General features: G+C 50.9%; 14 protein-coding genes. 4 read left to right on the plus strand and 10 right to left on the minus strand.

Going from position 1 to position 15,897, the window contains the following annotated elements:
• Positions 1–22: 22 nt before the first annotated feature.
• The 4 genes from WDY75_RS24290 to WDY75_RS24305 form a co-directional block, all read right to left on the minus strand.
• Positions 23–1,339 carry an ABC transporter substrate-binding protein gene (locus WDY75_RS24290; protein WP_036641285.1) on the minus strand — a complete coding sequence of 439 codons (1,317 nt, stop codon included), beginning with the start codon at positions 1,337–1,339 and terminating at the stop codon, positions 23–25.
• A 252-nt stretch (positions 1,340–1,591) separates the two neighbouring features.
• Entirely contained in the window at positions 1,592–2,554 is a 963-nt protein-coding gene (locus WDY75_RS24295; RefSeq protein WP_338841036.1) for an ROK family protein, read from the minus strand.
• Positions 2,555–2,660: 106 nt separating this feature from the next.
• Positions 2,661–3,530, minus strand: coding sequence for a MurR/RpiR family transcriptional regulator (locus WDY75_RS24300; protein ID WP_006208669.1), 870 nt, complete (start codon positions 3,528–3,530; stop codon positions 2,661–2,663).
• Positions 3,531–3,811: 281 nt separating this feature from the next.
• A complete protein-coding gene (locus WDY75_RS24305; protein ID WP_063478818.1) occupies positions 3,812–4,339 on the minus strand; it encodes a hypothetical protein in 528 nt (175 codons plus the stop codon).
• A 195-nt stretch (positions 4,340–4,534) separates the two neighbouring features.
• Between WDY75_RS24305 and WDY75_RS24310 the strand changes: the two genes are divergently transcribed.
• From WDY75_RS24310 to WDY75_RS24325, 4 genes are all read left to right on the plus strand, one after another.
• Complete coding sequence (locus WDY75_RS24310; RefSeq protein ID WP_063478817.1) at positions 4,535–5,131, plus strand: M15 family metallopeptidase; 597 nt, start codon at positions 4,535–4,537, stop codon at positions 5,129–5,131.
• 177 nt (positions 5,132–5,308) lie between these two features.
• Positions 5,309–5,695 carry a GntR family transcriptional regulator gene (locus WDY75_RS24315; RefSeq protein WP_006208666.1) on the plus strand — a complete coding sequence of 129 codons (387 nt, stop codon included), beginning with the start codon at positions 5,309–5,311 and terminating at the stop codon, positions 5,693–5,695.
• Positions 5,685–6,563 carry an ATP-binding cassette domain-containing protein gene (locus WDY75_RS24320; RefSeq protein WP_063478816.1) on the plus strand — a complete coding sequence of 293 codons (879 nt, stop codon included), beginning with the start codon at positions 5,685–5,687 and terminating at the stop codon, positions 6,561–6,563. The genes WDY75_RS24315 and WDY75_RS24320 overlap by 11 nt, the downstream gene beginning before the upstream one ends.
• Positions 6,560–7,288: a hypothetical protein gene (locus WDY75_RS24325; RefSeq protein WP_063478815.1), complete on the plus strand. Its 729-nt coding sequence runs from the start codon at positions 6,560–6,562 to the stop codon at positions 7,286–7,288. Before WDY75_RS24320 ends, WDY75_RS24325 begins: the two co-directional genes overlap by 4 nt.
• Before the next feature lie 88 nt (positions 7,289–7,376).
• Here the strand turns inward: WDY75_RS24325 and mmsB are convergent, their stop codons facing one another.
• The 6 genes from mmsB to WDY75_RS24355 form a co-directional block, all read right to left on the minus strand.
• Positions 7,377–8,543 carry a multiple monosaccharide ABC transporter permease gene (mmsB, locus tag WDY75_RS24330; RefSeq protein WP_036641275.1) on the minus strand — a complete coding sequence of 389 codons (1,167 nt, stop codon included), beginning with the start codon at positions 8,541–8,543 and terminating at the stop codon, positions 7,377–7,379.
• 2 nt (positions 8,544–8,545) lie between these two features.
• Positions 8,546–10,078 (minus strand): multiple monosaccharide ABC transporter ATP-binding protein, encoded by a 1,533-nt coding sequence (gene mmsA / locus WDY75_RS24335; protein ID WP_063478814.1) that lies wholly within the window; start codon positions 10,076–10,078, stop codon positions 8,546–8,548.
• A 47-nt stretch (positions 10,079–10,125) separates the two neighbouring features.
• Positions 10,126–11,211 (minus strand): multiple monosaccharide ABC transporter substrate-binding protein, encoded by a 1,086-nt coding sequence (gene chvE, locus WDY75_RS24340; RefSeq protein WP_006208662.1) that lies wholly within the window; start codon positions 11,209–11,211, stop codon positions 10,126–10,128.
• 346 nt (positions 11,212–11,557) lie between these two features.
• Positions 11,558–12,772, minus strand: coding sequence for a response regulator (locus tag WDY75_RS24345; protein WP_036641232.1), 1,215 nt, complete (start codon positions 12,770–12,772; stop codon positions 11,558–11,560).
• Positions 12,769–14,712, minus strand: coding sequence for a sensor histidine kinase (locus WDY75_RS24350; RefSeq protein WP_197477100.1), 1,944 nt, complete (start codon positions 14,710–14,712; stop codon positions 12,769–12,771). The genes WDY75_RS24345 and WDY75_RS24350 overlap by 4 nt, the downstream gene beginning before the upstream one ends.
• Positions 14,693–15,700 carry a substrate-binding domain-containing protein gene (locus WDY75_RS24355; protein WP_006208659.1) on the minus strand — a complete coding sequence of 336 codons (1,008 nt, stop codon included), beginning with the start codon at positions 15,698–15,700 and terminating at the stop codon, positions 14,693–14,695. The genes WDY75_RS24350 and WDY75_RS24355 overlap by 20 nt, the downstream gene beginning before the upstream one ends.
• Positions 15,701–15,897 lie beyond the last annotated feature (197 nt).

Raw genomic sequence — 15,897 nt, forward strand, 5'->3', positions numbered from 1 at the left:
ACCGCTCCTTGCATCATCAGGATTATTTCTTGTCTGCGATCGGCTGCATTTTGTTCACGACATTATCCATTGCTTCCTGGGCCGTTATCTGCCCTTTGAGTGCCTTCTCCGTCTCTTCGTTCAAGGTCTGCAAGTATTCGTTAATGTAGATGCTGTTCGGGAAGCCCTTCAAATTCGGGTTTTTAGCGCTTTCATAATAATCCCACAGTTCCTTCACCTCTTGATTCTCCGTAAGCTTCGGATTATCGAGTGCTTTCGTTAGAACCGGGATGGAACCGAACTCAATGCTGTATTCAATCTGAACGTCCTCACCGAGCAGGTACTGCATCACCTTCCATGCCTCATCCTGATGCTTCGCCTTGGACGGAATGAACATGGCAATCGGACTGACCATGCCGGAGCCTTTGAGCTCAGGGTTCGCCGCCGGATACGGGAATGGTGCTACTCCCACTTCCTTATCCTCGCCGCGATGCTCCACATACCAGTTCTCCCAGCCGATAATCATGGACAGCTTGCCGGTCAGGATCGGATCCTGCGGAGTCTCGAGGCCGCCCATGCCCGATTTGAATTTATCGATGCTCTCCTGCCCGAATTCCCGATAATAATTCATTTGATAATCGATGGCCTTCACATTCGCTTCCTGGTTCGCCGTCAGCTTCCCGCTGCCGTCATCCCATGAACCGTTGAAGATGATCGGCCAGAAGACATTATCGATCCAAGGGTAATCCGGTATAAAGCCCATTTGCGTGATGTTTCCTTTAGCATCCTTCTTGGTCAGTTTCTTCGCATATGCGAACAGCTCTTCAAGCGTCTCCGGCGGAGCTGTCAGCCCTGCTTCCTCAAACGCTTGTTTGTTGTAGAACAATTTGTTGGCCATGCTCATAGAGATCGGTAGACCGAATATCTCATGATTGACCTTCATGCGATCCAGCGCCGCAGGAATGATCTGACTGGTGTCATAACCGTCGCGCTTGATGAATTCTTCTAGGGACTGTACCGCACCGGCAGCGGACCACGGCCCGATATTATTCCACTGCGTTACGATGATATCCGGAGCACTGCCCCCTGAAATCGCGGTTAATTGTTTCTGATGATCCTGGTTGCTGAGTGTCTTGACTACGATGTCGTCCTGGCTTTCATTGAATTTCGCTATAGCATTCTCAATCGGCTTCGCGTTTTCTGCTGTAGCAGAGCTCCATAACTGAATTTCCACCTTACCGCCCTCGCCGGGTTTTCCGGCAGTGCCGCCAGCTCCGGAACATGCGCTCAATACGGTCGTGAAAGCTAACAATAACAGGAGCATAACGTGAAACGTCTTCTTTCTATAGTGCCTCTTCAAATGACTCACCCTCCAACATGTCATGGATTTTACAATTCATTTTGAAGAAAAAATCCTTCTAAACAAAAATTAATGGATATTTTCTCTTTAGTCAATCCTTAATTTTCTAATTTATATTTTTATAAAAACGCAAAAAGAGCAAGGATTATCAAAATAATCCTTGCCCCGCATATGATTTCACGTTTCAATGGCATACCCGTAATCAAAAAATAAATATTTATTTAATAATAAAATTATGGAGTAATAATTCTTTTATATCATATACTGCGAACAAGATGACTCTCCGTAATGCCATACTTGAGCGGCTGCTCCGATCACACCTGCGTCACTTCCAAAGTTAGCCGGAATCAGACGACAGCACCCCCTCATATATGAAGAAGTTCTTGCGTTGACTTCCTGATCGAGTGCCTGCAAGAAACGGGGACCGGACTGCGCCACGCCACCGCCGACAACAACAGCCTCCGGATTAAATGTATGTATATACCCTGCAATAGCGGAACCGAGTGCCCGAATGACGATTCTCATCACTTGCGTTGCAGACGGATCATGCTGATGCCAAGCCTGAATAATGTCCCGGGCATTAGGCCTCCACGCATATGAAGCGCTTCCATTACGCTGCATCTCAAGACCCAGTCTGGCAATCCCGCTGCCTGATGCATACAACTCAACGCATCCATTGTTCCCGCAGCTGCAGCGGGGACCATTAATATCAATACTGACATGACCCAGCTCGGCCGCTCCACCAAAGACACCTCGAATAAGACGGCCCGCTTCCATGACTGCACCGCCAATTCCCGTGCCCAGCGCAAGACATACAAAATGGTCGCAATCCTTGCCAACACCGTACATCTTCTCGGCAATCGCAATGACATTAACATCATTGTCAACATAAACCGAAGTGTTGTAGCGACGGGCGATCATTTCTTTAATGGCTGTCCCCGTCCAGTCCGGCAGCGTATCTCCCGTATATCGAACGGTCCCTTCCCGGTAATCGATTTGACCGGCGCTACCGATGCCGATGCCCTGAATCTCTTCTTCTTGATCAATGGATTCCATCATCATGTCGATGCCAAGCAGCACTTTGTTCATAAGCTGCTCCGGTCCTTTATTCGCCTCGGTTGGCACCCGATGTCGGTTCGTTATATTCCCTTCTCTATCGATGACGGCAAACTGGACCTTCGTCCCCCCAATATCAACGCCGATCGCGTAACTCATCGCCAGGAAACACTCCCTTCACTCCCTTTTATGATCAAAAATCCAATAGCTCCTTCTGTCCGGCACCCCTAAGCGCGTATGTGAATCGATTCCGGGGATCGATTCACTAGTACAGCTTATCTACAACCGACCTCGCGGTTTTCTCCAGCGACTCTGAGGCATCCACCTTTTTCATCGTTAAGAGCGTGGTCAGAATGTTCAGCATATACGTCTGCATGAATTTTGTCGCCAGCGCCCCGCCCTCCGTCGGCATTTCGCGTGAAGACACCAGAAGAACCGTGTCGGCGTAAGTGGCAATCGGAGAACGGAGATGACCGGTCAAGCAGATGACATCCGCGCCATTCTTCTTCGCTTCCTTCACTGGATCGACCAGATCGCGCGTACTGCCTGAAGTCGAAATCGCAAAAACCAGATCCCCTTTCTTCAGCAAAGAAGCCGACATCGCAATAATGTGCGAGTCCCGGTGCGCTTCCACATTCAGCCCCAGTCTCATCAGCTGATAGTGCAAATCCAGGGCCGTTATACCGGATGAACCCACGCCATAGACATACACTTTGTTTGCGGCTAACAGCTTATCCACCGCCATTTTCAGATTATCCGTATTGACCAGATCCAGCGTGTTCTTCAGCAGAATCTCATGCTGCAACGTCAGCTTGCGGGCAACGGTCATCATGTCATCCTGCTCATCGATGGAGGTATCGATCACAGACGGAGGGCGATCCACCAGATCCTGCGCCACCGAGAGCTTAAACTCATGAAAGCCCCTGAATCCTAATTTGCGGCAAAATCGGATGACGGAGGTCTCGCCAACTCCCGCTTTCTCGGACAAATCCGTTACAGTTGCCAGTACCGTTTCTTCCGGATAAGCTTTTACATAATCAGCTACTTTCTTCTCCGTCTTGGTCAGAGAAGAATAGATGCTGGATATCATCAGCAGTGTATTGGATTGATTCAGTCTCGGGCCTACTCTTGCCATTCCACGTCCCTCATTTCTCTCTAAACTAACACAAAAAGAATATTTTCTCCTTAATTATATATTAAAAAAGAGTTTTCTTTCAATCCTAAAAAAAAGAAGCTGCCAGTATCCTGTGGCAGGATCTGCAGCTTTACTGGAGAACACTCTTTCCAGAATTCAGCGGTTAACGCACTCGCTCTTATCGCAATTCGGGTCCTAAACTCTCCGCAGGACATGACATGCGGATACCTTCCAAATCTGCAGCACGGGGACACACTCTTTCGCGTGCAGTCCGCTCTCTCTTACATCATGGCTCCACCCTCGTCTGTACCAAGGGTCAAATCCTCACTCTGGACGGCTCCGTTCAGAGTGTCACCAGCCATCGCTCCCCGCTCGAGCTGATATCCCGTATCCAGCATCGATCCATCCAGCTGATGGAGATGCTGGCTGACTTCATCCATCTGCTTAAACGCCAGACGATATTGATAGGCTTGCGAATATTCGCTTTGTTGAGCGGCCTCATCCAGCTGCTCAAACACCGTTTTGTTCTCGCCCAGCACCTGCCGATACTGCTCCGCCGTAGCAGTTCGGATATCCTGCACAGCATCCATCATGCCGTGCAGCACGATACGACAATTCACCAGCTCCTGCCGGGCGGAGGAAGAGGTTTCAGGTGTAACCGCAGCCTGTAAGTTCTGAAGCTCGGTGTAGATCTGGCTGAGCTCGCTGACAATCAACCCAACTTCATCCAAACGGCCGTTCTGCCCTGCAGCGGTCAATTGACTGGATAGCTGGTTAAGTCTCATGGACATGTTTTGAATATGACTCATCACGATTCCCCTTTTTTCGGATAGCCTCCGTTTTACGAATAGAATGTGTTCAACCATGAATTTCTATTCATGTTGATATATGGTCATCAGGCAGGTCTGCTGGATCACAGGGCGGGATGCCGATATAATAGAGGATGACTGAAGTTACGAGTGACCTTACGCCAAGCACGAAAGTAGGTAGATTAAAGAATCCGCATGATTAAACGCAAAAAAACGACACTATTCCTTATTGTTGCCCTATTACTTGCCATATTTTATATGCAGCTGCAAACCTCGATACCGGGAATTTTCAACGATCTCGATTTTGATTTTAATCATAAAGAAACCCCTAAAGTTACCCAGCTCCACCCCTACGTGTTACAGCAAAAGAACGAACTCGTCCGTCTCACCAAGGAAAAAGGAATTACGATCGTCATTACCGATGGGTACCGAAGCCATGAGGAACAGACCCGAATTTACAATCAGGGCCGCAGTACAGCGGGCAATATAGTGACCAACGCCAAGGCAGGCGAATCACTGCATAATTATGGCTTAGCTATTGATTTTGCGCTGAAGCAAAAGGACGGCAGCGTCATCTGGGACATGGAATATGACGGGAACGGAAACGGCAAGGCTGACTGGATGGAGGTTGTGGAGATTGCAAAACATTTAGGCTTCCAGTGGGGCGGCGATTGGGCCAACTTTCCCGATTATCCGCATCTGCAAATCGATTTCGGACTGACGATACGGGATTTGAAACGGGGCAAGCTCCCTCCTGTGGAATCCCATGAATATTTGGAAGCGATAAAATGAGAAATACAAAAATAAGAGGGTATCGATAGAAGGCTCATGTATTGAACATGGGTCTTCTTTTTTTTGTTCAACGATATTTCGCAGGCGTGCTTGACATCCCATTCACATTCTGGTTATATAGTTATATATATAAGCATATAACCTTAACAGGCCATGAAAGCAAGGCGGTGATTCTTATTGAGCGGTACCGTACATCCGGATAACAAGCCCCTGTTCATCCAAATCAAGGAGAAGATCGAGGACCAGATCGTAAACGATCAATTGCTTGAAGGTGAGCAGGTTCCCTCCACAACGCAGCTGTCCCAATTTTACAAAATCAATCACATCACAGTGCTGAAAGGGATCAACCTCCTCGTTGATTCCGGACTTATTTACAAAAAGCGAGGTGTCGGCATGTTTGTTGCAGAAGGAGCGAAAGAGAAGCTGCTCCAAACGAGGATGAGCGCATTTGCAGATGATTTTGTATTGCCCATGGTGCAGGAAGCAGACAAACTCGGTTTGTCCACGGATGAGCTTTTTCAAATCATAACCCAGTTAAAAGGAAGTGACCCCCATGAATCTTGATGTACAGTTTGACCGCGTATCGGTGGCATACGGCGGCGTCGAAGCCGTCCGGGATGTTTCCTTCTCTCTCCCGGCAGGCAAAATTTACGGTCTCCTCGGGCGCAATGGCGCAGGTAAAACCTCGCTTCTGTCCGTCCTGGCTTCCTATCGCACGCCCTCCTCGGGATCGGTTACGATTGGCGGCGAGGTGCCCTTCGAAAATGCAAACATGATGAAGGAAATCTCCTTCATCTACGATGTTGACTATAAAGACGAGTCGGACAAAATAAAATCAACATTTGAATCGATAGCCAGATACCGGCCTCACTTTGATATCGATTACGGCCTTGAGCTTGCCCGTAAATTCAATTTGCCCCTGAATAAACAGCTGAAGCAGCTCTCCAAAGGGATGCAATCCGCCTTTAACGTATGCATCGGTCTCGCCAGCCGATCGCCCGTTACCATTCTGGACGAAGTTTATCTCGGAATGGATGCGCCGACTCGTGAAATTTTTTACCGGGAGCTGTTGGAGGATCAAGCGCGTCACCCTCGGACGTTCATCCTCTCCACCCACCTGGTCTCTGAAATGGACTATTTGTTTGAAGAAGTCATTATCATTCATAAAGGCCGATTGGTGCTGCATGAGGACTACGAAAGCCTCACATCCAGGGGCGTATCCATTACAGGTATGGCGGCAAAAGTGGATGAATTCATCCGGGGCATGAACGTGCTCAACGTACAGCAGCTCGGCTCTACGAAATCCGTCATGATCTACGGGGAGTTAAGCGAGGAATCTCTAATCGCCGCACGCCGTGCTGGACTTGAGCTCGGTCCGATCTCGCTCCAGGACTTGTTTATCCATCTTACGGGGGAGGAATACACCGCATGAATAAGACGTCTTCGGCCGTAACCAAAGTAGCGAGAGATATGTTTGTGCAGCAAGGCAGCTGGGCGTTGGGATTTCTATCTATTGTGCTGCTAATCTATTTTGGAGTCGGCATCGGCTCCAGCATCGGTGTCAATGTTCGCGAAGGATTCGCGGAGGAGGACTTCTTCTCCATCGCTTACCGCTCAACCAAAGGATTTATGCTCGTTATCGGCATTATTTCGGCCTACAGCTTTCTTAGCTATTACGTAAGACACGGGATTACGCGCAAGGAATTCTTTAATGGAGCTGCCTTGGCGGCCGTCTATCTATCCCTGGCATTTCCGGTTGTCACAGCTCTGATTCAGCAGATTGCCTTGATGTTTGCATCGCAAGATGCGGGAAGTACTTCGCTGCTGCAGACGTTTGATAACAGCTGGCTGCTGACACTTGTCTCCTTCGGCGTGCAAATCTTGATCTATTATCTGATGGGATGGATGATCGGATCCGGATTTTACCGGTTTGGCTGGATTCGCGGCTTGGGGATGATCGCCGTAGCCCTCGTGTTGATCAGCTTCATGGATGCATTGTGGCAATTCGAGCTCTCTTCCATATGGGAACAGTGGCTGCCGGTCACAACAGACCTTTCCGTCACGCTGCCAGTTTCTCTTATTGGCTCCCTCGTTGTCATTCTGATAACGCTTATTCTGATCCGACTGATAACCCGAAGAGTGACAATTAAGATGTAACCTGTACGCAAAAAAATGGCTGATCCATGGGCAGCGACACTCGTCTGCCCAAGATCAGCCATTTTACGATCTGATGCCATCATTTAAATTAAGCGGCACTGCTCTTCTTTTTGTTATAGATATCGAAGGCTACTGCCGCGAGGAGAACCAAACCCTTGATGCCTTGCTGCCAGTCGATACCGAGGCCTACGAGCGACATCCCGTTATTAAGTACGCCCATAACGAGTCCTCCGATGATCGCGCCGAAGACCGTCCCGATCCCGCCGGTAGCGGAGGCTCCGCCGATGAAACTCGCTGCGATAGCATCCAGCTCAAAGTTCGTGCCCGCTCTCGGTGTCGCAGCATTCAAGCGAGCAGCAAAAATCAAACCGGAAATCGCTGCCATCACGCCCATGTTGACGAATACCCAGAACGTGACCTTCTTGGTCTTCACCCCGGACAGGGCCGCTGCCTTCTCATTGCCACCAAGCGCATAAATGTGACGGCCCATCACGGTTTTGTTCATCACGAAGGAATAGATGATAATGAGCACCAGCAGCAGAATCAGAATATTGGGCAAACCGGCGTAACTTGCCAGCATATACGTAAAGGCATTAATTACCGCTGCGATGAGCACCAGCTTCAGGAGAAACAAGCCGCTTGGCAGTACCTCGAAGTTGTATTTTTTATGCGATTTTCGCTCCCGCAGCTCATTAATCAGGAAAATAACCGTAAAGATGATGCCCGCCAGAATCGCGACTAGATTGGTACCTGTGTTGCCGAAATCCGGAATAAAGCCGGAGCTCAGCTTCTGGAAGCCTCCCGGAAACGGCGCAATGGATTGGCCCTCCAGTACAATCATCGTCAGTCCGCGGAACAAAAGCATGCCCGCCAGGGTTACGATAAACGCCGGTATCCTCACATAAGCCACCCAGAATCCCTGCCAAGCCCCGATCAGGCCGCCGACAATCAAGGATACGAGCACGGCAATGACCGGATGCAGCTGCATATCGACCATCATGATCGCTGCAACAGCTCCGACGAAGGCGGCTACCGAACCAACCGACAAATCAATATGACCCGTAATGATGACAAGCACCATACCAATGGCCAGTACGAGGATGTAGCTGTTCTGGAGAATCAGATTCGTGATGTTAATCGGCTCCAGCAGTAGCCCTCCCGTTATCATCTGAAAAAATATCATAATGACAACAAGGGCGATGATCATCCCGTATTGACGGATGTTGTTTTTAAACATTTTCTTGAGTGTCTCCATGCTTATGCCCCTCCATTCTTGGTCATGTATCTCATCAAGGTTTCCTGTGAAGCCTGCTCTCTGCTGACTTCTCCGGTCATCCGTCCCGCGCTCATGACATAGATCCGGTCGCAGATCCCCAAAATTTCGGGCAGCTCCGAGGAAATGACAAGCACGCCCTTGCCTTCATTCGCAAGCTGGTTGATGATTGCATAAATCTCGTATTTCGCCCCGACGTCAATCCCGCGGGTTGGCTCATCCAGAATAAGAATATCCGGCTCGGAATAGATCCATTTGCTCAAGACCACCTTCTGCTGGTTACCCCCGCTGAGGTTCCCCGTCTTCTGCAGAATGTTCGGCGTTTTAATCTTGAGTTTCTTCCGCATGTCCTCCGCCACAAGTATTTCTTCCCGATCATCTATGACCATGTTCCTGGCCAGCTTGGGCAATCCGGTAAGCGAGATGTTGCGCTTGATATCGTCCATCAGGATCAGGCCGTATTCTTTACGGTCCTCCGTCACGTAAGCAAAGCCGTTCTCTATCGCCTCGGTAATGGAGTGATTTCGGATATCCTTGCCGTCTTTCTGAAGTGTCCCGGTAATATTCCTGCCGTAAGCTCTGCCGAAAATACTCATCGCAAGCTCGGTCCGGCCGGAGCCCATCAGCCCGGCAATGCCCACGACTTCCCCCCGGCGGATATTCAAACTTACGTTGTCAATTACTTTTCGGCCTGGTTGCAGCTCGTGATACACCGTCCAGTCCTTAATCTCCAGGATAATTTCCCCGATCTTCGGAGTCCGCTCCGGATAACGGTTCGTCAAATCCCGGCCGACCATCCCGCGGATAATCCGGTCCTCGTCCACCTCGCCACCCTTCATATTCAGCGTTTCGATGGTTTGACCATCGCGCAGAATGGTGACAGAGTCCGAGACCTTCGATACTTCGTTCAATTTATGGGAGATGAGGATGCAGGAAATCCCCTGCCTCTTGAACTCCAGCATCAGCTCCAGCAGATTCTCGCTATCGTCCTCATTGAGCGCCGCTGTCGGCTCGTCAAGAATAAGCAGCTTCACCTTCTTGGATAAGGCCTTCGCAATTTCGACCAGCTGCTGCTTGCCGACGCCGATGCTGCCAACCTGCGTATTCGGATTCTCACTGAGCCCCACCATATCCAGCAGTTCCCTGGCTCCCGTCATGGTCTCGTTCCAGTTCATGATCCCCTTCTCGGCCCGTTCGTTGCCCAGATATATATTCTCGGCAATCGACAAATAAGGAATCAATGCAAGCTCCTGATGGATGATGACAATGCCCAGTTCCTCGCTTTGCTTGATGTCCTTGAATTCACACACCGTGCCTTGGAACAGAATGTCGCCCTCATACGTGCCGTGCGGGTATACGCCGCTCAGCACCTTCATCAGGGTCGATTTGCCTGCTCCATTCTCCCCGCACAAGGAGTGGATCTCGCCCTCGCGCACCTTCAAGTTCACATTGTCCAGCGCCTTCACACCGGGAAACGCTTTCGTAATGTTTCGCATTTCAAGAATGTACTCTGACATAAGGCTTCACCTTCCCATCGTTTTGTTTCTTCATAGCGACCCCGATACTATTTCAATCCGATTTCTTCCTTCGAGTAATATCCCGTCTCCACAACCTCTTTCTCCACGTTGGAAGCATCCACGGATACAGGCGGCAGGAGATAAGCCGGAACGACCTTAATACCGTTGTCGTACGATTCGGTATCGTTGACCTCAGCCTCTTGTCCCTTCAGCACACTCTCCGCCATCTTGACCGCCTGCTCAGCAAGCTGCCGGGTATCCTTGAACACAGTCTGCGTCTGTTCACCGGCTACAATCGACTTGATGGAGGCCAGCTCCGCATCCTGGCCCGTAATGACCGGCAGCGGCTTGCCCGTTGTTCCATAACCTACGCCTTTGAGTGAAGAGATAATACCGATGCTGATCCCGTCATAGGGTGACAGCACCGCATCCAGATTTTCGCTGGAATAGTTGGCACTGATCAGGTTATCCATCCGCGATTGGGCCAGCGCACCGTCCCAGCGCAGCGTAGCAATCTGGGCCATCGTTGTCTGCTTGCTCCGCACCACAAGCTTACCTGAGTCCATGTAGGGCTTCAGGACGGACATCGCCCCGTCATAGAAGAAGTAAGCATTGTTATCGTCCGGCGATCCGCCGAACAGCTCAATATTGAACGGCCCCTTCCCTTCCTTCAAGCCAAGCTTTTTCTCAATGTAGGAAGCTTGCTGAACCCCGACCTGAAAATTGTCAAAGGTGGCATAATAACTCAAATGCTCGGTGTTGCGGATCAGCCGGTCATATGCAATGACCTTGATTCCCTGATCATGGGCCTTCTTAATGACGTCGGTCAGCGTATTGCCATCAATGGAAGCAATCACAATAACGTCGACCCCTTTAGTAATCATGTTCTCGATTTGCGAAATCTGATTTTCAATGACGTCTTCGGCAAATTGAAGATCGGTTTTATATCCTTTTTCCTGAAAAATCCGCTCCATATTCTTCCCGTCAGCCACCCAGCGCTCGGAGGATTTGGTTGGCATGGCAAGACCGACATATCCCTTCTGAGCGTCCCCGGTTTGACTTTCGGCGAGGTTGCAGGCCGTCAGGGCCAGCAGCAGCGCCACGATAAGCCCCCCTAACATTCCTCTCTTCATCGGTGTGTTCCCCTTTCCGAAAAGTTGAATCGAGAGCGCTTACAAATCCGACTTTCCAAAGCCTCTCTGTACTAAAAAGGATACACTTCCTCAATGAAGCGGTCTTTCCACGAAAACAACCTTTTTTATAAATTTCATACTTTTGTTGCTGATAACATGAATTCGTCCCGGCCGCTTGTCTGTGAAGCTGTGCAAATCCACCCTACCTACCTACGTTGTCAGACGATAAGACGGATCATGGGCCAGGCAAACAAAAAAAAGACGACCCTGATTGGTCGTCCTTCGTGAACCCTGATCCTGCCGGAGTCGGCCTCTACACATACTGCTTCAAGACTGCAGCGTCAGCTCACTGCTCCTGAAACGCCGCTCCCTTGCGGTAGCCGTTAGGCGAAACGCCCATCACCTTCTTAAATGCCGTACTGAAATAGTGCTGGCTGTCATACCCGACCTGCTCGGCAATGTCGTGAATGCTCAGATCGGTGGAATTCAGCAGCTGGATGGCTTTTCGAATGCGTGTCTGGGTAATAAAAGCCACAAACGACGTTCCCAGCTCTTTTTTTAGAGTACGGCTTAAATAAACCGGGGAAACCTGCAGAGTATGGGCAAAAGACTCCAGGGTCAGCTCCCGCACGGCGTATTGTTCCTGGATCAGCTGCCTTGCTCGCCGCACCAGCGGAGAGAGCTGAGCCTCCCGGAATACCCCTTCCCGGCACGCCTCATAGGCAGCCGCAATCGATTCAGCTCCTTCCTGCACGGGTTCCATGTGAACATTTACCGTCAGCTTCAAGTACTTCTGAATCGTTTGCTCTGCATCGGCAGCCAGTTCAAGCGCGGGTTCTCCCCATATACAGATTCCGATCCATCCGGCATGATCGCGGAACAGAATGTGAGGGGCAGGGTGAAGCAGCTCGGATATAATATTCTCCATCGCAAACAAGTAGAGCTGCCGGTCGCTTTCCTTCATCAAGGGCTGCGGCGTATTCAGCTCCGGCCATCGTGCGATGCCGACCTGGGAGGGGCGGCAGGGCGGCAAACCGAGAAAATCAAGCTGCCCCGGCGCCTCCTCCTCATCCAGCAGGCCGTGAATCCACTCGAGGAGAAAACGCTCCCGCAGCAGCGGTATGTTCTTCTCGATCTGCTCGGATGCCTTCTTCAGATAATCCTCCTGAATCTGCCGATCGTCCAGCTCGTCCCGCACGCTTCCCAGCACCTGGACCAGATGCTGTGCATTCACGGGCTTCAATATGTAGTCCTTCACCCCGAGCCGGATCGCTTCCTGTGCATACGCGAATTCATCATGACCGGTAATAATGACGAACCGGCATTCGGGACGCTCCTTCTTCATTCGCCTCATGAGGGCAATGCCGTCCATAAACGGCATATTCATGTCAACCAGCATGATATCAATAGGCCGGCCAAGCGCCAGCTCCAGCGCTTCCTCGCCGTCCTCCGCCTCGGCTGCCACCTCCATGCCCAGTGACGCCCAATCCACAGCATCCCGGATTCCCTCTCGGATAATCGGTTCATCGTCAGCAATCAGTACCTGGTATGCCTTATTCATAAACTGTCGCTCCCATCATGCCCAGATGAAGAGGGAAGGGTATGCAGCAGCGGATGCGCAATGATCACCCTCGTCCCCTTGCCTTCTGTGCTCTCCAATGTGATTCCATACTTGTGGCCAAACGTCAGCCTGAGGCGAGCCTGAACATTCAGCATGCCGTAACTGCGACTTCGGCCAGTCCCTTGCTCTGAATGTCCCTCCATGGCCGCTACGGGATCAGCAAGCTGTTTGCGGAGCTCCGCAAGCCGCTCCGGTGCCATGCCTGCCCCGTCATCCTGAATGGATAGGAATAGAACATCTTCGCTCACCTCCGCTTTGATGCCGATGCGTCCCGGTCCTCGGCGGGCTTTTATCCCGTGGTATATCGCATTTTCCACCATCGGCTGCAGCAGCAGCTTCAGGACGTACAGCTTCTCGGCCTCAGGAGACACATACATCTCCACCTGCAGCCTGTCCCGGTAACGCGTTTTCTGGATTTGCAGGTAACTGCTGATATGCATCCATTCGTCGGGCATGGGAATGATGTCATCCCCTTTGCTGAGACCGATCCGAAACAGCCTTGACAAGGATTCCACCAGATCGGATACATCGTCCGCCCCTTTCTTGCGGGCCATCCAATGAATGGTATCCAGCGTATTGTACAGAAAATGCGGCCTAATGTGGGCCTGAAGGCTGCGAAGCTCAGCTTCCCGCTTCTGCTGTTCGCGCAGCTCGCTCAGCTTCATCAGTTTGCGGATTTGCTGCAGCATCCGGTTAAAACTTCGCCCCAGCATACCTACCTCATCCTGTCGATTTCCCCAGTAACGGATCGTCAGGTCCCCGGATTCCGCTTTTTGCATGAACGACATCAGCTGCCAGATCGGTCTTGATATCGACTGGGAGAGTGTATAGGATGCGGCGACGCCAAAGAGACACACCACAAACAAGAAACAAATCATGTAAAATCGGATTTCCCGGACCTCATACACCGATTCGCTGGTCGGGAATACGCCGATTGTCCGCCAACCGGTAAAAGAAGACGTGCCGTAAATCAATTGCAGCCGTTCTCCATTTACCTCACGAATCACCGCGCCGCCTTCCTTATCCGGGAGCCATGAAGGCGGAATGGCCGGAATTAATGAATCCTCCGGTGTGTAGATGCTTGAGCCGCCCGCTTCCGTGACCATCAAATATCCGCTTTTGCCAAGCGTGACATCCCGCACCGCTCTCGCCACGGCCCGCAGCTTCAAGTCGATCAATACCGCTCCGGTCACTTCCCTTGTATCCGGGTCCACAAACGAACGCACAACCGACACCAGCTCTTCGTCGCCATAATGAACATGGGTGGTCACCTTGCGGTCGACCGGATGTCCGAGCACCGTAAAAATTCCCTCGTTCAAAACGGCCTCCCGATACCAGGCTTCCCCGGTTAAACTCCCCGGGCTGCGGGCGTACATCTCGTTGCTGATATACTCTCCTTCGCGATTAACCAGAAGGATGGACGCGATTTCCGGATACAGCGTTGTGTAGCCTTGGAGATAGCGCTTGATTTCGTAGTTCTCCTCGTTGTCCTGCTTCACCTGAGAGGGCTGAGAAAGGGCTCTGCTTCCGCCTCCGGCTTCAGCTGCCGGTCGGTCCCCTTGAATATCACCATTCAGGAACCGCTCGATCCGCTGGTCAAACCCGATCAAATAAGTGATATTCTGAAGATTTTCCATATCATTGTCCAGAGTTTGATTGACTTTCCCGATCAATTGAATGGTATTGGAGGTGACTTGTTGGTCCACGATACGGTTGACTGTCCAATTGACCAGCACGCCCAGTGCAATCGATGGCAGAATACCAATCATGAGAAACAGGATGACCAGCTTGTATCTCAGCGGCAGGTCTCCAAATCGCAGCCAGCGCAGCAAGCCTTCTCGCCAGGACTCCATTTCATTTCTATTTCGCATAATAATCATTCACATTCTCTCGGGTCACAATCGAAATCCCGGTATCCACCCGGGTGGGAAGCGGAGAGACATCATTGCCGAGGGTCGGAGCCGGCACGGTTAGTCCGTGGTGCAGATGAAACAAATACTGCAGGGACCAATACCCCATATTCCACGTTCCCTGTGCAATCGTTGCCGCAATGGTACCATCGGAGATCCGGTCGAGTGTCCCTTTATTTGTATCGAATCCGATGATGGCGACCTCTCCGGTTTTATCCGCGCCAATCACGGCATCCGCTACCCCCATCCCGCCGCTGGCCTCCGTCACGAAGATGCCCTTGAGATTAGGGTGCTTGTCCAGCATGTCGGCGGCGGCTCCTTTGGCTACGAGCGTATCGCCCTTCCCTTCCTTGACCTCCGCTACCGTCATGGCCGGATATCTCTGGGTCAAAGTTTCCCGGAAACCCTCCGAGCGGTCATCATGATTCTGCTGTCCGGGCTGAGTGATGATCCCGACCTCTCCTTCACGGCCTAACAACTGAGCCATTTTATCCGCAGCTGCAACACCAGCCTCGTAATTGTTAGTCGCCAAAAAAGAATATGCGTTGCTGTCAGGCGCGTCCGCGTCAAACAGCACGACCGGAATACCGGCATCCACTGCCTTATTGATTGTAGACGTAAGCGCCTTGGAATCAATGGCTGACAAGGCAATGCCGGCAGGCCGCTTGGCGATGACCTGTTCCAGTACAGTGATCTGCTCCTCCACGTCATATTGCGTAGAGCCGCGGTAATCCACAGACACGCCGAGAGCGTCCCCTCCGTCCTCGAAGCCCTTCAGAATGTTTTTCCAATACTCCATGCCCGATTGAAAGGTCACCATGACATAATTCTCGCCTATGCTGCCGTGCAGCCCTCCCTCCTCCCATGCCGAAGTGCGCCGATCCTCCAATCGGTACATAAACACGTATGTCAGAAAAGCCAAAATAAGAGCAGCGTACACCAGCATCATTTTCTTCATAAAAAACGCCCCCGATTCCCCATCCCAGGTAATGTCAATTCCAACTGCAATCGGTTACATAATGTATTAAGAATATACTGCAATTGTTTGAACAAGATCAAACCCCCCATCAGAAAAACAAGTAGCAGCCACAAAAAAACAGACTGTCCACAGGTATCCCTACCTTTGACAGCCTATTTTTTATCATTGCAAGCATC

Origin of the sequence: Paenibacillus glucanolyticus, from assembly GCF_037333485.1 — a bacterium.
GTDB lineage: Bacteria > Bacillota > Bacilli > Paenibacillales > Paenibacillaceae > Paenibacillus_AQ > Paenibacillus_AQ glucanolyticus.